The 20,749-nt window shown below is 44.2% G+C and carries 17 protein-coding genes; 13 read left to right on the forward strand and 4 right to left on the reverse strand.

Annotated features, from left to right (window positions below):
• The first annotated feature begins 229 nt into the window (after nucleotides 1-229).
• From MHB85_RS13515 to MHB85_RS13535, 5 genes are all read left to right on the forward strand, one after another.
• Nucleotides 230-1,060, forward strand: a complete 831-nt coding sequence (locus MHB85_RS13515; protein WP_091016702.1) for an amidohydrolase family protein — start codon at nucleotides 230-232, stop codon at nucleotides 1,058-1,060.
• Between the two features lie 465 nt (nucleotides 1,061-1,525).
• Nucleotides 1,526-2,968, forward strand: coding sequence for a 6-phospho-beta-glucosidase (locus tag MHB85_RS13520; RefSeq protein WP_091016700.1), 1,443 nt, complete (start codon nucleotides 1,526-1,528; stop codon nucleotides 2,966-2,968).
• Between the two features lie 488 nt (nucleotides 2,969-3,456).
• Nucleotides 3,457-4,287, forward strand: coding sequence for a BglG family transcription antiterminator LicT (licT, locus tag MHB85_RS13525; RefSeq protein WP_091016698.1), 831 nt, complete (start codon nucleotides 3,457-3,459; stop codon nucleotides 4,285-4,287).
• A gap of 211 nt (nucleotides 4,288-4,498) precedes the next feature.
• On the forward strand, nucleotides 4,499-6,382 hold the full coding sequence (locus MHB85_RS13530) for a beta-glucoside-specific PTS transporter subunit IIABC (protein WP_091016697.1): 1,884 nt from the start codon (nucleotides 4,499-4,501) through the stop codon (nucleotides 6,380-6,382).
• Nucleotides 6,383-6,878: 496 nt separating this feature from the next.
• Nucleotides 6,879-8,348 (forward strand): Msr family ABC-F type ribosomal protection protein, encoded by a 1,470-nt coding sequence (locus tag MHB85_RS13535; RefSeq protein ID WP_091016695.1) that lies wholly within the window; start codon nucleotides 6,879-6,881, stop codon nucleotides 8,346-8,348.
• A 289-nt stretch (nucleotides 8,349-8,637) separates the two neighbouring features.
• On the opposite strand, the gene MHB85_RS13540 is transcribed toward MHB85_RS13535, so the two are convergent.
• Nucleotides 8,638-9,228: a biotin transporter BioY gene (locus tag MHB85_RS13540; protein WP_091016693.1), complete on the reverse strand. Its 591-nt coding sequence runs from the start codon at nucleotides 9,226-9,228 to the stop codon at nucleotides 8,638-8,640.
• 112 nt (nucleotides 9,229-9,340) lie between these two features.
• Between MHB85_RS13540 and MHB85_RS13545 the strand changes: the two genes are divergently transcribed.
• The 5 genes from MHB85_RS13545 to MHB85_RS13565 all read left to right on the forward strand — a co-directional run bounded on the left by MHB85_RS13545 (nucleotide 9,341) and on the right by MHB85_RS13565 (nucleotide 13,759).
• On the forward strand, nucleotides 9,341-10,195 hold the full coding sequence (locus tag MHB85_RS13545) for an ATP-binding cassette domain-containing protein (protein ID WP_091016692.1): 855 nt from the start codon (nucleotides 9,341-9,343) through the stop codon (nucleotides 10,193-10,195).
• On the forward strand, nucleotides 10,180-11,949 hold the full coding sequence (locus MHB85_RS13550) for an ATP-binding cassette domain-containing protein (RefSeq protein WP_091016690.1): 1,770 nt from the start codon (nucleotides 10,180-10,182) through the stop codon (nucleotides 11,947-11,949). Before MHB85_RS13545 ends, MHB85_RS13550 begins: the two co-directional genes overlap by 16 nt.
• Nucleotides 11,950-12,089: 140 nt before the next feature.
• Nucleotides 12,090-12,389, forward strand: coding sequence for a hypothetical protein (locus tag MHB85_RS13555; protein ID WP_091016688.1), 300 nt, complete (start codon nucleotides 12,090-12,092; stop codon nucleotides 12,387-12,389).
• A 167-nt stretch (nucleotides 12,390-12,556) separates the two neighbouring features.
• The gene (locus MHB85_RS13560) at nucleotides 12,557-13,132 is read left to right on the forward strand and encodes a GNAT family N-acetyltransferase (RefSeq protein ID WP_091016686.1); all 576 of its coding nucleotides are present in this window, start codon (nucleotides 12,557-12,559) and stop codon (nucleotides 13,130-13,132) included.
• Nucleotides 13,133-13,177: 45 nt separating this feature from the next.
• On the forward strand, nucleotides 13,178-13,759 hold the full coding sequence (locus MHB85_RS13565) for a GNAT family N-acetyltransferase (RefSeq protein WP_091016684.1): 582 nt from the start codon (nucleotides 13,178-13,180) through the stop codon (nucleotides 13,757-13,759).
• A 117-nt stretch (nucleotides 13,760-13,876) separates the two neighbouring features.
• Here MHB85_RS13565 and MHB85_RS13570 read toward each other — a convergent pair whose 3' ends face one another.
• Complete coding sequence (locus MHB85_RS13570) at nucleotides 13,877-14,236, reverse strand: MerR family transcriptional regulator (RefSeq protein ID WP_091016682.1); 360 nt, start codon at nucleotides 14,234-14,236, stop codon at nucleotides 13,877-13,879.
• A gap of 102 nt (nucleotides 14,237-14,338) precedes the next feature.
• On the opposite strand from MHB85_RS13570, the gene MHB85_RS13575 reads away from it, so the two are divergent.
• Nucleotides 14,339-15,049 carry an SDR family NAD(P)-dependent oxidoreductase gene (locus MHB85_RS13575; RefSeq protein ID WP_192131821.1) on the forward strand — a complete coding sequence of 237 codons (711 nt, stop codon included), beginning with the start codon at nucleotides 14,339-14,341 and terminating at the stop codon, nucleotides 15,047-15,049.
• Nucleotides 15,050-15,344: 295 nt separating this feature from the next.
• Entirely contained in the window at nucleotides 15,345-15,815 is a 471-nt protein-coding gene (locus tag MHB85_RS13580) for a GNAT family N-acetyltransferase (RefSeq protein ID WP_192131819.1), read from the forward strand.
• A gap of 261 nt (nucleotides 15,816-16,076) precedes the next feature.
• On the opposite strand, the gene MHB85_RS13585 is transcribed toward MHB85_RS13580, so the two are convergent.
• On the reverse strand, nucleotides 16,077-17,597 hold the full coding sequence (locus tag MHB85_RS13585) for a sensor histidine kinase (RefSeq protein WP_192131817.1): 1,521 nt from the start codon (nucleotides 17,595-17,597) through the stop codon (nucleotides 16,077-16,079).
• Nucleotides 17,597-18,280: a response regulator transcription factor gene (locus MHB85_RS13590; RefSeq protein WP_091017711.1), complete on the reverse strand. Its 684-nt coding sequence runs from the start codon at nucleotides 18,278-18,280 to the stop codon at nucleotides 17,597-17,599. The genes MHB85_RS13585 and MHB85_RS13590 overlap by 1 nt, the downstream gene beginning before the upstream one ends.
• Nucleotides 18,281-18,505: 225 nt before the next feature.
• On the opposite strand from MHB85_RS13590, the gene MHB85_RS13595 reads away from it, so the two are divergent.
• The gene (locus tag MHB85_RS13595) at nucleotides 18,506-20,662 is read left to right on the forward strand and encodes an ArnT family glycosyltransferase (protein ID WP_244660923.1); all 2,157 of its coding nucleotides are present in this window, start codon (nucleotides 18,506-18,508) and stop codon (nucleotides 20,660-20,662) included.
• Nucleotides 20,663-20,749: the final 87 nt, after the last annotated feature.

The following is a 20,749-nucleotide window of genomic DNA, read 5'->3' on the forward strand; positions in this document are numbered from 1 at the left end:
TGAACGTGAATAGCGGTTAAGCAGGGTGAAAATAGAGCTCAACGCAAACAAAAATTCACTTGTTTAATACTGGAATCACCACCGATTTATGTCCTGAAAGCGTTTTCGTAATTTACTATATCATGATTTAATATTGGACAATACCTGCACAATTGGAATAAAAATCATGTGAAAATCAGTGATTTCTTTTTAATGATAATAAATTTAAATACCCTGGGAGAGATCTAATATGAAGCTGGATGCACATCAACATTTCTGGGAATACAATGTCGCCGAGTACGGATGGATTGGCGAAGAGATGAAAACCATTCGTCAATCTTTTCTTCCGCAAGATCTTGAACCTTTATTGGTCCAATCAGGACTGGTTGGATGTATTGCGGTACAAGCCAGACAATCACTGACAGAAACCGAGTGGCTTCTGCAGCTGGCAGATCGGCATGAATGTATCAAAGGTGTTGTCGGATGGGTAGATCTTTGTTCAAATGAAGTTCGGAATCAGCTTGAACTATTCGCATCCAATCCGTATTTGAAGGGCGTACGTCATGTCATACAGGATGAACCTGATCTGGATTATGTATTGAGAGAAGACTTTCAGCGCGGAATTTCATTGCTAAAAGAGTATGATTTGGCCTATGATCTGTTGGTATCCAAGGAGCAACTGCCTTATGCCGTTGAATTGGTTAAGGCGTTTCCTGAGCAGCGATTTGTACTTGATCATCTTGCCAAACCCGACATAAAATCAGGTATAATCTCACCATGGAAAGAAGCACTTGAGTCATTGGCCGCACAACCTAATGCGTACTGTAAACTTTCAGGAATGGTGACGGAAGCAGACTGGGCGAATTGGACTCCGAGCGACTTTACAGCCTATCTGAATATCGCCATAGAAGCCTTTGGTGCGGAACGGTTGATGTTTGGGTCCGACTGGCCGGTGAGCAACGTTTCAGCTACGTATTCTGAAGTATACGGTCTCATTAACTCTCACATTAATGTCTTACCTATACTAGATCAACAGATGATTCTTGGCGGCACATGTGCTGCGTTCTATCAAATATCGTAGTGGGCAATCCGAAGCTAAACCGGTTTCAAGAAGTTGACAACTGTTCTGATTCTTGCTAAAGTTTTATCCAATCCGTATAATCATGATCTGGGAATGTTACCGATATGGGCATAACCTGAGCTGGCTTGTTTACACGTAATCGTGTACCCAGGCTGGTTCGGGTTTTTTCTATTTAAGTTGAACAACCGTTTTACACGTGACGACTGCGCGGACAGAACAATCTTCCAATCGCTGTTATCCCCAGATTTTTTAATCCCTTTTTTAAAGGGGAAATCCGGTGATAGCGTATGCTTCCGATGTAGCTTTCTTGCAGAAAGCTTGTAGGCGAACGCTTCGCTTCTCCAGATTTTTTCTGTCCTCTCCGTTTATGTGTAATTGTGTAGTTCAACTTAAATATTTTGTCTTATTAATGTTTCTTACGATTGGAGCGGTTAGCTGAATTACATATTTGGAAGGAGAATGATGATGACGAATTTTAAATTTCCTAAAGACTTTTTGTGGGGTGGAGCCATTGCTGCCAATCAGGCGGAGGGCGCGTATCTGGAAGATGGCAAAGGGCTGAGTATCGTTGACTTGCTGCCAACAGGAGAGAACCGCAGAAGTATTATGAAAGGTCATGTTCCAGCTTTCACGCCGCTTGCTACCGAGTTCTATCCTTCACATGAAGCGATCGACTTCTATCACCGTTACCCTGAAGACATTGCTCTGTTTGCCGAAATGGGATTCAAGGCACTGCGTGTCTCCATTGCCTGGGCACGGATTTTCCCGACAGGAGAAGATGCACAGCCAAATGAAGCCGGATTACAATTTTATGATAACCTGTTTGATGAATTGTTGAAAAACGGCATTGAACCTGTGGTTACATTGGCTCACTTTGATGTGCCTGTGCATCTGATCGAGAAGTATGGCAGCTGGAGAAGTCGTGAACTGGTAACGCTATTTGAAACGTACGCTACAACGGTATTCACTCGCTACAAAGACAAGGTGAAATACTGGATGACATTTAATGAGATCAACATGCTTTTACATCTTCCGTTCCTTGGGGCGGGGTTGGCGTTTAATGAAGGGGATAACATTAAGGAAATTCAATATCAGGCTGCTCACCACCAACTGGTTGCAAGTGCACTGGCAGTCAAGGCATGTCATCAGATTATTCCTGGTGCCATGATTGGGTGTATGCTCGCCGCAGGAAGCTTCTATCCGTATACTTGTAATCCGGAAGATGTGTTCCAGGGGATGGAAAAAGATAGAGAGTCCTATTTCTTCATCGATGTGCAGTCACGTGGGGAATATCCGGGTTACGCCAAACGTTTCTTCAAAGATCACGAATTGAACATTGTTATGCAGCCGGGTGATGCGGAAATCTTGAAGAATCATACGGTAGATTATATCGGGTTCAGCTACTATTCAAGTCGTACAACTAGTACCGATCCGGAAGTTATCAAAAATATGACCAGTGGTAATGTATTTGGCTCGGTAGCCAATCCATATCTGGCGAAGTCCGAATGGGGATGGACGATTGATCCCAAAGGATTCCGTATTACCGCCAATCAACTACATGATCGTTATCAGAAGCCTCTGTTTGTTGTTGAGAATGGATTTGGTGCCAATGATGTGGTTACCCCGGAAGGTGAAGTGGATGATGCGTACCGGATTGACTACTTGAAACGGCATGTAGCTGAAATGGGTGAGGCCATTCAGGATGGGGTGAACATTATCGGTTACACCAGCTGGGGACCTATTGATATTGTAAGTGCATCCTCAGGTGAGATGAGAAAACGTTATGGCTACATTTACGTGGATCGTAATAATGAAGGTCAAGGTGAGCTGACACGACTGAAGAAGAAGAGTTTTAATTGGTACAAAAATGTGATCGAATCCAACGGATCAAACCTGGGTGACGAGTAGTTTATATTTTTCTGAATTAAAATGGCCTTGTACAGCAATAAAACATCGGAAGTTTCATCTATGTAAATTGAACTAAACATTTACACAAAACGTAGAGGACAGAAAAAAGCTGGAGAAGCGAAGCGTTCGCCTTTATCACCGGATTTTCCCTTTTAAAAAGGGAATCGAAAAATCTGGGGATAACAGCGATCGGAAGGTTGTTCTGTCATCGAAGTAGCTAGTGTAAATATTCTCTAGTTCAATTTATATAACCATGGAACTTCCGCTTATTCCCGCATTGAAAGCGTTGACATATAGTCAGGTTCGCGCTATACTTGACGCAATTATATCGTTTCTGGGATTGTTACTACTCGAAGTAGGCAAAACCTAAGCACCAAAAAAAGCAGACCACCATGTCTTGTTTATTTTGTGATGCTTCAGGTTTTTTTTGTATGCCCAAAAGACGATGTATAACTGCCAAGAGAGTGGAACGTGACGGGGGGATTGAAGTGAAAATAGCAAAGGTTATCAACAATAACGTCATTAGCATCTATCAGGCGGATGGAGCAGAGCTTGTGGTGATGGGACGTGGGATTGCCTTTAAGAAAAAGCCGGGGGATACAGTAGACGAAACCCGCATCCAGAAAGTATTTGCATTGAAAAACAAACAAACTTCCGATAATTTCAAAATGCTGCTGCGCGAAGTTCCGATGGAACTGATTGAAATAGTGGAAGAGATCATCACGTATGCGCGTGAGAACCTGGGCCGAAAGCTCAATGAGAACATCTATGTATCTCTTACAGATCATATTAACTTCGCCATCGAACGTTATCGGGAAGGCGTGGAGATCAAGAATGCATTAATGTGGGAGATCAAACAGTTGTACAAGCCCGAATTCGAACTCGGCCTGAGGACGTTGGAACAGATCAACACCCGAATGAATATTGAGCTTCCACCAGATGAAGCGGCTTTTATTGCCCTTCATATTGTCAACGCAGAGATGAACGAAGAAGTTATTACAACGATGAATATTACGAAGTTTATCCAGCAGATTATTAATATAGCGAAGTATCATTTCAAAATGGAATTTGATGAGGACTCTCTTAGTTATTTTCGCTTTATCACACATCTGAAGTTCTTCTCCCAGCGTGTGCTCAGTGGTACGCATTACGACAACAACTATGATCATTTCTATGACATGATTAAGGAGAAACATCCGGAAGCCGCAGCGTGTACGGAGAAAATTGAGTTGTTTGTCAAAAAGGAATACAATCATGAGCTGACCAATGAAGAAAAATTGTATCTGACGGTTCATATCGAACGAGTGGTTAATCGATAATATTTAAATGTTGACAAAAATGGTTTAATTATAATAATATGTGATTAACAGGAATTGAATACGATTTAACTGGGATTGTTACTGGTTATGCAGGCAAAACCTAAGTCATGAGAAGGTCAGGACCATTGTGTCCCCTTGCTCAAGGCTTAGGTTTTTTGCGTGCAAAAAAATCGGTAAAGGGCCTGTTTGAGAAAAAGTGGGGGTGCAGATCATGAGTCAAGAGAAACTGGCCAAAGAGATTGTAGAACTGGTCGGCGGTGAGAAAAATGTGGAATCGCTGGTTCATTGTGCAACACGATTACGGTTTGTATTGAAGGACGATGCCAAGGCAGACAAAGCCAAACTGGAGAAAACAGAAGGCATCATCGCAGTCAAAGAAAATGGAGGACAGTTCCAGGTAGTTGTTGGTAACAAGGTGCCTGAAGTCTATAGTGCCATTGGACAGATCAGCAACATTCTGGATGATTCGTCAAACAAAGAAAAACCGGGCAAAAAAGCCAAGGGGATTGGCGGTATCATTGATATCATTTCCAGCATCTTTGCTCCACTTCTGGGAGTTATGGCGGGAGCCGGTATTCTAAAAGGGTTATTGTTGATTGCAAGTAATATCGGATGGCTGGAAACGACAGAAACAACTTATACGATCCTGTATGCAGCAGCAGATAGTCTCTTCTACTTCCTGCCTCTGTTGTTAGCGGTTACAACAGCACGTAAATTCCAGGGAAATATGTTTGTCGCGATGACGATTGCAGGGGCACTTATCTATCCATCCATCGTCACGTTGAAAGCAGAGGGAACACCAACGGATTTCTTCGGTATCCCTGTCATTCTGATGAACTATTCATCAACGGTTATTCCTATCATTTTAGCTGTCATTGTCATGAGCAAGTTGGAGAAGTTCTTTAATAAGACACTTCACGATAGTGTGAAAAACTTTGTTACACCATTGTTTTTGTTAGTGATTATGGTACCGCTGACACTGTTGGTATTCGGACCATTTGGTGTGTACGTTGGTAATGCAATTGCAGCCGGGCTCGTTGCCGCATTTGGATTCAGTCCATTGCTCGCTGGAGCCGTTATGGGTGCAAGCTGGCAGCTGCTCGTGATCTTCGGAATACACTGGGGTCTTATTCCGGTATTTATCAATAACGTTGCAGTGTATGGACAGGATGGCGTAAAACCCGCTGCGACAGCTTCAATCTTTGCCCAAACGGGTGCTGCTTTTGGGGTTATGTTGAAAACCAAGAACAAAAAACTGAAAACGCTGGCGGGATCATCCACGTTGACGGCTTTGTTCGGTATTACGGAACCGGCCATCTATGGGGTAACATTACCACTGAAACGTCCATTCATTGCAGGAGTTATCGGTGGTGCAGTTGGTGGAGCTATCATTGGTCAAGCGGGTACATTGGCATTTGCATCCGGTGCACCAGGGTTGCTGACCTTGCCAATCTTCTACGGACCAGGTGGACAAGGTTTCCCAGGATTGATTCTGGGTATCGTAGTATCCTTTGTTGTTTCGGCTGTACTCACGTACATTATGGGCTTTAAAGATCCGGTAGAAGAAGAAACAAAAACCGAACCTGCTGCATCTGCCGAGCAACCTGTTCGTGCAGCGAATGCTTCGGACGAAATTGTATTTAGCCCAATCGAAGGAACAATTGTTGAATTATCGGAAGTTCCGGATCCGGCCTTTGCATCGGGAGCCATGGGTAAAGGTATTGCGATTGAGCCAGCTGTGGGCAGAGTTGTAGCGCCTTTTGACGGTACAGTTACCGTTGCATTCAAGAAAAAACATGCTTTGGCTGTAGTGTCAGACACTGGTGCTGAAATATTGGTTCATGTGGGAGTTGATACCGTTAAATTGGATGGGCAGCATTTTGTTTCCCATATCAAGGAAGGCGATCGGGTCCAAGCGGGAGATCTGTTGCTTGAGTTCGATATTGCACAGATTAAGGCTGCTGGTTTTCATACGGTGACACCTATTATTGTAACCAACTCAGCCAACTACGAGGATGTAATTCCACAGGCTACAGGTCAGGTTCATAGCCAGGAGCTTCTATTGAAGTTGAATAGCGGAAAGGGACAGGAATAAAAGTAGATTGATGTATTAATCTGATGGTGAAGTGTTTTCATCGTTCCGTTGACATGGTGGAATTGGAAAATTATAATTAGGATTGTACATCTATACATGATAATGAAAGGTGGATTATTGAACATGACACATGCGATGAGACTGCGTTTCCTCCCTTTGAATCGTTAATTGAATACGTTCAAAGGCTCTGACCATTGGTTCAGAGTAAACGGGATCAGTCTGTCATTTTCAATCATCCTGACCTTAAAATAAGTGTTTTACTCGCGTTCCCGTTTACGTTGAATCACAGGCTGTGGCCTGTGATTCTTTGTTTTTTCTTCTAATTAACTTAATCATGTAAATAATTTAGGTAAAGGCGCTCAATAGAGACTACAGGAGGTACACCGCTATGATGACGTTGCTATTCTATTGATACGAGCTGGCACGATAAGCTCGTATCGATAGAAGTGTTCTTCGCTATCGATACGAAATAAATCTTATTTCGGAGGTAGCGAATATGGAAAAGATATGTTTTGAATTAGAACAGGTTGAGATGACCTATATGGATAAAGTAATACTGAACATTGAGCGACTGGCTGTGCATCAACTGGATCGCATTGGTGTAGTAGGTGGTAATGGTCAGGGTAAAAGTACACTATTGAAACTCATTACGGGGCAGATCCAGCCAACAGCCGGAAAGGTAAAACGTTTTGCAGAGTTTGGTTATTTGGAACAAGTGGAACCACCCCAGTCTAACGAAAGTATTGAAGTTGATGGGGCTTTACTCAGTAAATTAGCCATACCTCAACACGATCAACCATGGAGCGGCGGAGAACAGACCCGTCTAAAACTGGCTCAAATGTTCACTCATTATCATGAAGTACTGTTACTGGATGAACCAACAACACATCTGGATCAAGAGGGCATTACATTTTTACTGGATGAATTGCGTTATTACTATGGGGCGCTTGTGCTGATCAGTCATGATCGTGCGGTTCTGGATGAACTGGTGACCACGATCTGGGAAATCCATCAAGGTGAGGTTCGCGTATATTCCGGCAACTATAGCGATTATCAGGCTCAGAAGAGGCTGGAGCTTGAACAGCAAAACCAGGCCCATGAACAGTTTTCCAAGGAGAAAAGACGATTGGAGCTGGCCGCTCGGGAAAAGATGAAGAAAGCCGAGAAAATAACGCAGGCCGGAAGCATGTCCAAAAAAGAATCCAAGGCAAAAACAAACCGTATGTTTGAAACCAAATCCAAAGGCACCAGTCAAAAAGCGGTGCACCGCGCAGCCAAAGCGATTGAACAGCGGATGCAACAACTTCAAGAGGTGAATGCGGTACAGCAGGTTCGGCCAATGATCTTCCGTCAGCCGAAGACATTGGAGCTGCACAACCGATTTCCAATTATGGCTGATCGCCTTACACTTGAGGTGGAAGGTCACATATTGTTGGAGGATGTAAGTTTTCAAATTCCATTAAAACAAAAAATAGCGATAACCGGAGCCAATGGCAGCGGGAAAAGCACATTGCTTAACCATGTTTTCCATGCTGGAGATCACATCACGATGTCTCCAAAAGCAAAGCTCGGTTATTTTCAGCAAATGAGCTATCGTTTCACGACAAAAGAGACCGTCTTACAATTCCTGAAAAATCGTTCGCAATATGAGGAATCAGAGCTCAGAAGTGCGTTGCATGCGATGCAGTTTACAGGTAATGACTTGCTGAAGAATGTTGGGACATTAAGTGGAGGAGAAGCGATTCGTCTTCAATTATGTCACTTGTTTCTGGGCCAATATAACATTCTATTGTTGGATGAGCCGACGAATTTTCTTGATATGCATGCATTGGAGGCGTTGGAGCATTTTATCAAGGCCTATGAAGGAACGATTCTGTATGTATCTCATGATCAGAGGTTTATTGAAAATACAGCGGATCAACAATTTCAGATTATAGAGCGTCAATTAATTCAGGTGAATATATAAGCTGAACTAAAGAATATTTACACTGGACACTACGATGACAGAACAACCTTCCGATCGCTGTTATCCCCAGATTATTTTGATTCCTTTTATAAAGGAGTAAATCCGGGGATAAAGGCGAACGCTTCGCTTCTTCAGGCTCTTTCTGTCCTCTCCGTTTCGTGTAAATGTTTATTTCAATTTATATAGAATATAAATTTATAGGGGATGAGAAGTAACGAAACCGCCAAAGTGATTTTGGCGGTTTTGTCGTTTTCAAGATAGGCAGATCGGATGCCTTATGTAGCTTCTATTAAGACTCCGCTTTTACAACCGCTGAATGCATGTTACCTGTGAGACGTTGAGGTGGGAAAACCATGCGCACGGGCGCAATGATGATGGCAGCAAATACAGCTTTAATCAGATCCCCAATAATGTAAGGATAAAACCCTTGAATCATGGCCTCAGGTAGGTCCATTTTGTAAGCATAAGCAAGCCAAGGGACACCCGATACATACACGAGCAGTGAACCAAATAGTTCAAATACAACAAAAGCGAGAATGAATCCTGTGACACCTTTGATATTGATTCGTGCAAGCAACAGTCCAATTAATAAAGCGGAGATCGGCCACATCATCACATATCCTCCGGTAGGTCCAAGAAGTACCGCAAGTCCTCCGGTCCCGTGCAGCAAGGGGAAACCAAGAGCGGTGAGCAGAACAACCATGGTAACGCTTAGGAAACCATATAGTGGACCAAGTAATCCTCCGGCCAGCATGACAGCCAAGGTTTGTAATGTTATCGGTACAGGGGAGAAGCCAATGGGAATGCTTATGTAACCAAAAAGTACTAAAAATGCGGCCATAAGTGCGCTGAATACAATACCTCGCAAAGATAATTTCATGTTTGAACAATCCTCTCCATTTTGGTAATATGATTGTTAACCAATAATATAAATGTGGTTGACGATTAGGATCGTACCACATAAAAATAGAAAGGGAAAGGACTAATTTACGATGCAAGGCAACCTGCCTATAATTACATTAGAAGATGTTCGGGTGCATTATGCTTCCGAAGGTGGTCAGGTGAGGAAAGCGCTGGATGGGGTCTCACTTATGCTGCACCAAGGAGAATGGATTAGTATTGTAGGGGCGAATGGCAGTGGAAAAAGCACACTCGCTGGACTACTGATTGGATTCATTCCACTATCTGGAGGGGTACGGGATATCTCGGATGAACTTACCGTTCGGGGTGTATTGCAGCAACCGGATGCACAGGTACTAGGCGATACGATTGAAGAGGAGTTTCATTTTGCACTGTCACCATTGATGGATTCTGTAGAAGAGCAATTGGAGCGCAGGCAGGATGCATTACATACTGTAGGACTTCAATATCCCCCGGAGAAGGCTGTCTCACAATTATCCGGTGGACAGAAACAACTGCTTAATATTGCTGTAGCGCTCGCAGCCAAACCGGATATATTGATTCTGGATGAGCCAACAGCCATGCTTGATCCCGGAGCAAGAGACCGTATCGAGTCCATCGTTCAGAAAATTACCCAGCGAGGGACAACGGTGATCTGGATTACACACCATCTGGAGGAAGCAACCCTGTGTCATCGAATCATTGCTATGGAGAGGGGACGTTGTGTGTACAACGGGGAGCCGGAGTCCTTTTTCTATGAAACAGAGCTGAATGAGAAGGCTACACGGGAAAATGTACAGCTATCCCCCTGTGAACGGTTAGGGTTGGATCCTCCTTTTACTGTAAAAACTGCGTTATTGCTCAAGCAAAAAGGTATGATGCCAGAAGCCATGCCACTGCGACCTGAGCAACTGGCTAAGGAGGTCGCACGTTGGAGATCGAGCTAACCAGTATACGTATAGAAGCATCGGAATCGAGCAAACGTGCACTGCTTGAAGATGTGAGTGTCCAGTTGAACAGTGGGGAAATCACCTTGCTGCTGGGCTGTACGGGTTCAGGAAAAACAACTTTACTACAGACGTTGGCTGGTCTGAGACCGCCCGATGCAGGAAGTATCACATTGGATGGCACACCTTTCTGGAAAGAAGGAAAAGTGCCGCAGTCGATTTTATTGCAAATGGGACTACTGTTTCAATTTCCGGAACAACAACTGTTTGCCCGAAGTATTCAGCGTGAATTCACATATTCTCTGCGTCCCTATCGACTTTCAGAGAAACATCAACAAGAGCAGATCATAAAAGCACTGAAGCAATGGGACCCGCCAGTGTCCTCAGAGTTGGACCGACGTTTTCATCTGGACAGGTCACCATTTGCTCTAAGTGGGGGAGAGAAGCGCAGGTTAGGTCTTGCTCTCGGAAGTGTGACCAATCCACACTGGCTTCTGCTGGATGAGCCAAGCGCAGGGTTGGAAGCGCAAAGTGTCGGGCTTTTGCTGGATGTATTGGAGCAACATCGTCTGGCAGGTGGTGGGGGCGTGGTAGCAACCCATGATCTGGATACATTTTTGCCTTGTGCGGATCGAGTATTGCTGTTGCAGGAAGGCCGTTTAATCGCCGATCTTACGCCGAGAGAACTTCACAAAAGGCCTGAACTGCTGGAGCAGACAGGGATCGGACTGCCGCCATCGATGAGACTGGCACAGCAGTTTAGAGCAGCGGGTCTTGAGCTGCCTTTGACCGCGATGACGCCAGAAGAGATGGCTGAATGTATTGTTCAGTCCAAGCTAGTTGAAGTACAGATTCAAAACGAATCGATAGAAGCATCATGGACGGTAGCGAAGGAAGTCAAGAACGATTCAATGAAGTATGAAAAAGAAGCACTGATGCTGTCGTCCATTAAAACGGAAGATGATCCAAAGCTTCTTCCGAACACATGGACTCATTCAGGCGGATTATATGGCGTCATGGACCCGCGTCTGAAATGGATTCTGTATATCTTGCTGGTCACTGCTGCGATGCTTCAACAGCGCTGGTTGGGATTGACGTTAACACTGGTGCCGGTAATAGCAGCACTTGCCGTGCTCCCGCGTCAGACTTTGGCTGGATGTATGAAATTAATGAAGCCACTGTTATTCTTTTTCATCATATCAACGGCGTTATCTGGGACAACCCTTTCAACAGAGGGAGGAGGTCTGCACTTTGGCTTTTCCCTGATGCAGGCGGAGGGCACTTTGCTGAATGTGTATCGTTTGTTTATCGTCACGTTGGCAAGTCTATGGTTTTCACTGACGACGCCTTATGGGCGAATGGTAGAAGGGCTTAACTGGGTACTCGGTATCGGTAAAAAGATCAGGTTGCCCGTAGCTTCGTTCGCTCTAGCTGTTTCGTTAATCTTTCGGTTTATCCCGATGATCTGGAGTGAGTGGCAGCGATTCTCACTGATCGTACGGGCACGTGGAAAGGCAGCTTTAAGACCAAATACCGTTCGAATTCGTGACCTGGGTCCGATGGTGATTCCCTTGTTAATGGCACTGTTCCAACGTGCAGAGGATATGACCATTGCGATGGAAATGCGTAAAGTTAGAGAGCACTCTATGCTCGGAGGACGTTCATCGTTATTAGTATGGTCCAAACGTGATACCTGGATTAGCCTCGCTGGCCTCATTGTTTTTGTACTATTAATATGGATTCGCCAATTGTGATGGCGATAATGATCGTGATGGATCCGGTAATGGATCGAAACCTAAACGCAGTGTTTTCCAAAGATCATGCATAAATGCGTTTGTCCTCGCTCACAATAAGTGGACGTTGATCATCTGAAGTGGATCAGGAGGGATAAACGATGAAAGATAAGTTTTTGCGTGAAGAACGGCAAGAATATACCGATGTGTCTACGGTGGAGTCGCAGCGAAACGATATCACTCTTGAAGAATTCCCGGAGGGTCCTTACGGTTCATCTCTGTTATCCGAGTCTCTCGGGAAAAGTTCTCCGTGGCGGGTGGATCAAAGGTCTGCACATCGTTTTGATTATGAAAATCATGAACTTCACGAGGGAGAAGTAAGGGATTATCCAGGTCAGGATATTTTTGACGAAACGGTTCCGGATAACGTGTCCAAACCTCAATACCCGGAAGAATCGTAATGACAATTTGAGATAAATTAGAGTATAGCCTCCGACAGGTTTTGTCCTGTTCGGGGGTTATTTTTCGTTGTATTTAATGAAAACAAATCTCCTCCAATTCCACATTATGGGTTATTATGTTTGTAGCTCGAAGTAAAAATCTGGTTAAATATGCGGGGGGACTTGGGATGAGAGAGATCGATTATAGTCAATATTTCTGGCAGGATGATAAGGTCAGACTACGTGCTTTGCGTGAGGAAGATTGGGAGGATCATTATTATAACCGCTTTGATACACCTGCCCGTCGGTTATTGGAGTGTGCAGTAGAGTTACCGCCAACCCATGTTGAAGCGAAGAATTTCACGGATAACTTCTCTGATTTTTCTTTAGCCAAAGGACGGATCATGTTTACAATTGTAAATATGGATGGTGAAAATGTCGGAGGTGTGAATCTGAATAGCATTGATGAAAGGAACGGTACCTTTAGCATTGGTATTCAAATTGATAGGGATCATCGAGGAAAAGGATACGGAACCAGAGCCGTTCGAATCTTGTTGAAGTATGCCTTCTTCGAGCGCAGGCTCAACAAATTTAATGATTCTGTACTCGAAGGAAATGAACCTTCTGCAGCCATGATGAGAAAACTTGGATGTGTTCAGGAAGGTGTCCGTCGTCAGGTGATCTATATGGATGGAAAATACCAGGATATGATCCTCTTTGGATTAACCAAAGACGAGTTTATGGAAAAAGAGGGGCTTGTTTGAAGTAAAGGCTAATAAGGGGTAATTAAATGTGTAGTAGGAGGAACTATGAACCAACCCATACTAACCGATGAGTTAATCATCGACTGCAAGGATATTTATTTGCGTGAGTATCGACTTGAGGACTTAGAGAAACTGCAAGAAATTACGTGGCAACCTGAGGTGTATGAATTCCTACCGGGATGGAACGCTACGATTGAAGACAGGACCCTGTGGCTCACCGAATATGAAATCCCTGAGAATCAGCATTTTAAACAAGCTGTTATGGCGGGAGGGGATATCGGAGAGCTATATTTACGTATGGCTATCGTACTTAAAGAAAATGATGAGTTCATAGGATGGTGCTGCTCAGGGATCAAGGAGGAACTGCCAGCACCCAATCGGGAGATTATGTACGGTATTTCGAAACACTTCAGGAATCGTGGCTATACAACGCAGGCAGTAAAAGGAATGACGGATTATTTATTTGAACATACAAACGTTGAAATATTAAATGCCATCGCTTTGACTACCAATCAAGCATCCAACAAGGTCATACAGAAATGTGATTTTGAACGGTTAAATTTGATCGAGATCGAGGATGAACCCTATATCCATTATCAACTGTGTAAGCGCGAAGGTCTTTTTTGATTGAACTTTTTTATCCTCTTTAAAATCGCTATAGGTTAAACACTTCAGATCAGGTTAGACAGTTATTGCTGGCTGCCTGATCTTTTTCTTTCATTTAATTTATAGGACAAGATTATTTTAAAAATTTTCTCCTCGATAATAGCGCTCCAGTTTGTTATCCAAATGAACAAGCTGCGCTTTTTTCTCCTCGATATCATTCAGCAACTTTTGCTTTTGATCCTCAATCAGCTTGGTTCTCTCCTTCAGCGTGGAGGTTCCTTCATTGACCTGATCATAATACTTTTTGATGTCTTCCACACTCATCCCGGTTTCACGAAGGCATTTGATAAAAACCAGCCAGTTCAGATCATCCTCCAAATAAAGGCGGTTATTCTGCTCATTTCGTGCAGCAGGTTTCAGCAATCCCTTTCTTTCATAAAAGCGGATCGCTCCAATTGAAATCTCAACTTTTTTCGCTACTTCTCCAATCGTTAACATGTTAATCCCTCTTTTTATAAAAATAATTTGACCTACACTAAGTGTAGCATAGTAACTTATACATTGTTAAATAAAAATCATATTAGGGAAAGAAGGATTCGCATGAAAAAGACTGTTTTTGTAACTGGAGCAAATAAAGGGATTGGATATGAGATCGTAAAGCAGTTGGGTGAAGCAGGTTGGAAAGTTATCCTCGGCGCACGCAGTGTCGAACGAGGGGAAGCAGCTGTTTCGGAGTTAACTTCCAGGGGATTAGATGTAGAATTTGTACAGATTGATATGATCGACTTGAAGAGCATTGAGCAGGCAGCCGATACGATTCATAAGACTTATCCCTCAATAAACCTTCTGATCAATAACGCGGGTATGCCTGGTGCGTTCTCTCATTCCTTCACGGATACAAAAGAGGAAGACCTGCGGAACGCCTTCGAAGTGAACTTTTTCGGCACGTTCCGTTTGAATCAGCGCTTGTTCCCGTTAATCAAAGATAATGAAGGTACAATTATTAATGTATCGACCGACATGGCTTCTCTGGACCATATGCAAAATGCGGAATTTACTTTAAATGCCTTCGACTATAACTCATCCAAAACGGCAAACAGTGCCATGACACTTTCCATGGCCTATGAAGTCAAAAACAGCAGAGCTCAAGTCTTTGCGGTCACGCCCGGATTCACTTCAACAGATCTTAACGGCAATGCCGAAGGCGGTAAATCAAAAGAAGCCGGCGCTGCGATTATCGTGCGTTATGCGACAGATGGTAAACGCCATAATGGGGAGTTCCTTGATGAGAATGGCGTATACCCTTGGTAATCCATAAGATGATGGGGATGAGGGTCTAAAAGTTTGAGGTCCATTCTGACTGATCTCGTCCCTTGGATGATGCGGAAAATTAGATGAAGCTATTGGCGTGGTTTCGTTATTTAGGTAGCAAGGAATATGAGAATATAACGTCGAATAAGAAAAATATGTTAGTTGTAACTTGTTTATTTGTTGTAAATGAAACAAACACCAAACGTAGACGAACATCTTTCTTGTACCAAGGTAACAGAGCACGTACTATAAAATCATATTTCTAACCAGCGTATCAATCGGAGGTATATATTTAATGGGGGTTTCATTATATAAAGCAGATTTAAAAGATGCAGTGAATATTCATGAGATGAAAGTCAAAGCATTTATGCCTTTGTTGGAAAAATATCAGGATTCTGAAACAAGCCCCGCTAATGAAACCGTAGAAAGAATAATCACTCAAATCAATCAATCTTTTACAGATTATTTCATAATTCATCATTTTGAAATTGCTGTTGGTGGAATAAGAGTCGTGAAAAAAGAAAATCAAATCTACAGTGTTAGCCCAATTTTTATACTGCCAGAACATCAAGGAAAAGGAATTGCTCAAAAAGTCTTAACAATGGTTGAGCAGATATATGATGATGCAAAGTCATGGAATTTGGGTACCATCTTACAAGAGAAAGGGAACTGTTATTTGTATGAAAAGATAGGCTACAAAAAAACGGGTGCAACAAAAGCAATTAACGACAAAATGACAATGGTATTTTATGAAAAGCACTTATAAGCTTCAAATGCTTGAATAAGACGCCTCAGATTCGTCAGCCTGTAAAAATTAGGCTACCACTATACTAATCAGATACAAAAAAGAATCCCCCCTTCAGTTCTCAAACGAAATGAAAGGGGGATTCTTCATGCAATGAAGAGCCTGAATTAAACTGGAAGAAAAGCAGCGTTTGGTGAGCTGGACCAGGAGCATGCGTAATGTTCAAGTAGATCTTACGTAGAGCTGTTTATAGCCAACTTATAGCTTACGTAGAATCTACGCTCAGTAGACATCAGCCTTATACAGAGGCATCAAGATCATAAATTCAGTTCCCGAGCCTACCTGACTTCGTACTGTAATTTTCCCACCATACGACTCCACAATTGAGCGGGTAATGGCTAGACCGAGACCTGCACCACCTTGTTTGCGAGAACGAGAACTGCTTGTGCGGTAAAATCGCTCAAAGATATGGGGCAGATGTGCAGGTTCAATGCCTGTGCCGTTATCCTTTACTGACAATTCAGCCTTATGGTGCGTGGCATAAAACGTAATGGAGATGGCTCCATGCTCTGGATCGGTGTGCTGCACCGCATTATGGAACAGATTCAGCACAACCTGCTTCAGCTTATAAGGGTCAGCCAGTATATGGACCGCAGCCGTCAAGTCCAGATGAATGGACCTCAACTGTGCCATCATGGCAAGTTGTGGTTGCATTTCGAGCAGCAGACTGTCCAGCTGAATGACCTCCAGTTCCTGCTTTGGAGCCTGATCCAGCTTGGTCAGGAGCAGTAAATCTTCAACCAGCTTGTTAATACGTACCGATTCGCCGTGCATGCTGTCCAATGCTTTATACAATTGATCCTGATTGGTCGCTGCACCCCGCTGTAGAACTTCAATGAAGCCGTGAATGGAGGTAAGCGGGGTACGAAGCTCATGGGAAGCATCGGACAAGAAACGCTGCATCTGCTCTTTCGATTCCCGCTCCGCTTCAAACGAGTTCTCCAACCTTTCAAGCATCCCATTAAATGAAACGGCGAGCTGATCCACTTCCTCTTGTCCCTGAACGACGGGAAGGCGTTCTGCGAGGCTGCCTGCATCGATCTGCTGAACTTTATTCACCATGTTGGATAGTGGAACCAGCGTCCGGCGCAGTACCTTGGTGTATAAAATAAGACCGGCTACCATGGCCAACAGTGATAACATCAGAAAGATCAGAAGCTGTTTAATAATCAAGTCTTTTAGTGGCTTCGTAGCTGTGCCCATCTGGACCATGGGTAAGCCCCGATTGCGTGGACCTGGTGAGGCGAATACAATCAATTGCTCATTCCCTTGGCTATCCGTTACGATCCGGTAGGGAATATGTTTTTGTTCTTTCAACTCCGCTGTAATGTCTTGATATTCAACGCTTGATAGATGAGGAGCTTTCAGACCGTCTTCCCCAAAAACATCCTCGAACGTACCTTGATTATCAAACAGGGCCAGTGAACGGTCCGGAATAAATAGCACCCGATTGCCAGATCCGTTACCTGCCTGTCCTCCAAAAGGATTGTTGGAAGAGCCACTACGTGACTGGATTCCAAGCCAAACCGGGGGCATGGACATGAGCTGTTCTTGCATGGTTTTTGCCTGATTTCGATACAGAAAGCTTTCCATGATCCAGAATTGCAGGATACCGATTAACAATAGTAGCCCAGCAAGCACGAACAGAGAACGTGAGAGCAATTGAGAACGCAGTGAACGGGGCCAGATCCATTGGTGAAGACGTCTTAAATGAAGTTTATTTTTCTTAGGCAGTGAGTTCATCAGAGGTCCACCCTGTACCCAACACCCCGAAGCGTGCGTATGAGTTTATGCTCTTTGTCCCCGAGTTTGTCGCGCAAGGAGCGAACATATACCTCCACAATATTTTCTTCTCCGCCAAAATCATACCCCCATACCCGGCTCAAAATGGTTGCTTTGCTAAGTACGATCCCATGATTAAGCACAATAAATTTTAACAGTTCGTATTCGGTAGGAGAAAGCTCCAGGACCTGATTCTGATAAGTGATTTCTTTGCGCTGATCATCAATTCGGAAGGGACCATGGGTGACGGCTCCTATTAATAAAGGAAATTGATTGCGCAGTCTGGCCTGAATCCGAGCGAGCAGCTCGTCGAAGGCAAAGGGTTTGATCATGTAATCATCAGCACCTAGCCAAAGGCCCTTAACCCGATTTTCGACTTCGTCCTTCGCTGTCAGCATAATAACGCCAACCTGAGTTCCAGTCTTACGAAGTCGCTCGACCACTTCGAATCCATCCATCTCTGGCATCATGACATCCAGAATAGCCATATGTGGCCTGAATTCAAGAGCCAACTCAAGCGCAGCCGCTCCATCCGGTGCCGTACGCACATCGAAGCCTTCATTGCTTAATCCAAGCTCCAGAAATTGCAAAATATGTGGTTCATCATCAGCCAATAGTATTTTAATTCCGCTGCTAAGCTTCATAATGCAGGGTTCCTCCTTGCTTGCTTCCATCTTAGTTCTCCCTCAAGTGAGAGGGACTATATGTTGTATTATCGCTTGCCAAACTGAAATTTAGCTGAAAGGATTATGAATTATCCTCAGACAACATTCAGCGGACACTCATCCCAGTTTTATTTTGGCATGTCAGAATAGTAGACATGAAGAACTTTGAAGGAGTGATTAACATTGAATAACACCAAAAGAAGGATGGATTTTGTCCTTCTGCCAATTGTATTACTGGCGGCGTTTCTGAATGGATACGGTATCTGGAACGATCAATATGCCAATTCCTACTATACGACTGCCGTTGGTAGTATGCTCAGCAACTTCCACAACTTTTTCTATGCTTCACTAGACTCGGCAGGCTCCGTCACTGTAGATAAACCACCTGTGGTCTTCTGGATTCAGACGGCTTTTGCCTATGTCTTCGGATTGCACGGATGGAGTGTTATTTTGCCACAGGTATTAGCGGGAATCGGTTCGGTGCTCCTGATCTATTTCATGGTGAAACCTACATACGGTCTTGCAGCAGCACGGATCTCGGCGCTTGCAATGGCGACTGTGCCTGTCGTGGCGGCAGTCAGCCGGACCAATAATATTGACAGCATGCTGGTGTTTACACTACTGCTGGGTTCATGGTTTTTGTTCAAAGGCAGCAAACAAGGCAGTGCTTGGCGCATTCTGGTTGCCTTTGGGTTAATAGGCATAGCCTTTAATATGAAAATGCTTCAAGCCTACATGATTCTCCCGGCTTTTTATTTGTTCTATCTGCTTGCATTTCAGGCGAAATGGAGAAGGAAGATCATCCTGATGATCGGCAGCACAGCAGTTCTGGCGGTCGTTTCCTTATCCTGGGCAGTCACAGTGGATTCTATCCCTGAAGACCAAAGACCTTATATCGGCAGTAGTGAAACGAACTCGGTCATGGAACTCGCCTTTGGATACAATGGTCTGGCTCGCCTAACGGGTCAGCAGAATACCGCAGGTAACGCCGGTAAGCCAAATGGGATCGGACAGGGAAATAATCGTGGCAATCGAGGGGATTCGACCTCATCTCCTAATCAGACAGGCAGTGGTGTTACTGAGGCTGGGCAAGATGTCGATGCACCGGATAACGATAATATGAATGGTTCGAACGGCTTGAACGCCATGGGCGGCATGAATAGGCCGAATGGCAATTTCCCGAATGGGCAGATGCCAAATGATATGGAAATGCCAAATGGAAGAAATTTTGGCGGTAATGGTGGCGGAGGCATGTTTGGTACGGGGGAGAAAGGTCCTCTGCGTCTGTTCCAGACTGAACTGTCAGGTCAAGCCAGCTGGCTTATGCCAGTTGTATTGCTTGGGTGCATTGCCATATTTGCAGGATTAAGACGGAGAAATATAACCAGCAAGCACAAGGAGGCCTTGTTCTGGCTGGCTTGGCTGCTTCCCGTTGCTGCCTTTTTCAGTGTGGCAGGTTTTTTCCATCAATATTATCTGATTATGCTTGCACCTCCACTTGCTGCACTGACTGGCGCAGGGTTTGTAGCGATGTGGAAATTATATCGTGATCGCACCGGATGGCAAGCTTGGTTGCTTCCGGTGTCCGTACTGCTTACGACGCTGTTCGGCTGGTATATCATGCAGGTGTATAACGATACGATTGGTGCAGGCTGGTCGATTAGTGAATTAATCGCAGGCATTCTGGTTACGGTCATCCTGGTCGTTATGCTACATCGTACACAACGATGGAAACAGGGCTTCATTATCGCGGGATTCATGGTCATGCTGATCGGTCCGATCTATTGGGCATTCACCCCAATTACTTATGGTGGTAACAGTATGATTCCGGCAGCAGGACCCACGGGTTCCAATAGCATGTTTGGTGGAGCCGGAATGGGCATGCCGATGGGTAACGGTGCAGGAGATACAGAAATGCCTTCAATGGGCGGCCGTGGCGGAATGGGCAACCGTAACGAAGGATTGGATACAGCCACACTGAATTATCTGAAAGAGCACAATACAGGCGAAACGTATCTCTTCGCCACTACGGACTATAATCAGGCAGCACCTTATATCATCGATGAGAAAGAAGCAGTGATCACGCTTGGCGGTTTTTCCGGATCAGACCCGGTGTACACAACAGAGGAACTTGAGCAACTCGTCAAGAGCGGGCAAGTGAAATACTTCATGGTTGGTGGCATGGGTGGTCGCGGAGGAAACTCAGAAATTACCGATTGGATCAAAGAGCATGGAACCGAGATTCCAACTTCAGAATGGAAGACAGGCACCGACAGCGGATCTATGGATAACGGAGACACCGGAAACAGAGCTGGCTTTGGATTTAGCGGACAGACCACCTTGTACGAAGTGAAATTGTAGCTATATAAATTGAACTTGTCATTTACACAATAACGGAGAGGACAGAAAAAAACTGAAAAAGCGAAGCGTTCGCCTACAAGCTTTCTG

The organism is Paenibacillus sp. FSL K6-4396 (assembly GCF_038002525.1).
Taxonomy (GTDB): Bacteria; Bacillota; Bacilli; order Paenibacillales; family Paenibacillaceae; genus Paenibacillus; species Paenibacillus amylolyticus_B.

What these genes read in the sequence shown, in the direction of transcription:
- MHB85_RS13535 (WP_091016695.1), top strand. Translation starts at nt 6,879, where the DNA reads ATGGAAAAGATATGTTTTGAATTAGAACAGGTTGAGATGACCTATATG.
- MHB85_RS13595 (WP_244660923.1), top strand. Translation starts at nt 18,506, where the DNA reads ATGGATTTTGTCCTTCTGCCAATTGTATTACTGGCGGCGTTTCTGAAT.
- MHB85_RS13560 (WP_091016686.1), top strand. Translation starts at nt 12,557, where the DNA reads ATGAGAGAGATCGATTATAGTCAATATTTCTGGCAGGATGATAAGGTC.
- MHB85_RS13515 (WP_091016702.1), top strand. Translation starts at nt 230, where the DNA reads ATGAAGCTGGATGCACATCAACATTTCTGGGAATACAATGTCGCCGAG.
- MHB85_RS13530 (WP_091016697.1), top strand. Translation starts at nt 4,499, where the DNA reads ATGAGTCAAGAGAAACTGGCCAAAGAGATTGTAGAACTGGTCGGCGGT.
- MHB85_RS13565 (WP_091016684.1), top strand. Translation starts at nt 13,178, where the DNA reads ATGAACCAACCCATACTAACCGATGAGTTAATCATCGACTGCAAGGAT.
- MHB85_RS13575 (WP_192131821.1), top strand. Translation starts at nt 14,339, where the DNA reads ATGAAAAAGACTGTTTTTGTAACTGGAGCAAATAAAGGGATTGGATAT.
- MHB85_RS13580 (WP_192131819.1), top strand. Translation starts at nt 15,345, where the DNA reads ATGGGGGTTTCATTATATAAAGCAGATTTAAAAGATGCAGTGAATATT.
- MHB85_RS13590 (WP_091017711.1), bottom strand. Translation starts at nt 18,280, where the DNA reads ATGAAGCTTAGCAGCGGAATTAAAATACTATTGGCTGATGATGAACCA.
- MHB85_RS13585 (WP_192131817.1), bottom strand. Translation starts at nt 17,597, where the DNA reads ATGAACTCACTGCCTAAGAAAAATAAACTTCATTTAAGACGTCTTCAC.
- MHB85_RS13545 (WP_091016692.1), top strand. Translation starts at nt 9,341, where the DNA reads ATGCAAGGCAACCTGCCTATAATTACATTAGAAGATGTTCGGGTGCAT.
- MHB85_RS13555 (WP_091016688.1), top strand. Translation starts at nt 12,090, where the DNA reads ATGAAAGATAAGTTTTTGCGTGAAGAACGGCAAGAATATACCGATGTG.
- MHB85_RS13540 (WP_091016693.1), bottom strand. Translation starts at nt 9,228, where the DNA reads ATGAAATTATCTTTGCGAGGTATTGTATTCAGCGCACTTATGGCCGCA.
- MHB85_RS13570 (WP_091016682.1), bottom strand. Translation starts at nt 14,236, where the DNA reads ATGTTAACGATTGGAGAAGTAGCGAAAAAAGTTGAGATTTCAATTGGA.
- MHB85_RS13520 (WP_091016700.1), top strand. Translation starts at nt 1,526, where the DNA reads ATGACGAATTTTAAATTTCCTAAAGACTTTTTGTGGGGTGGAGCCATT.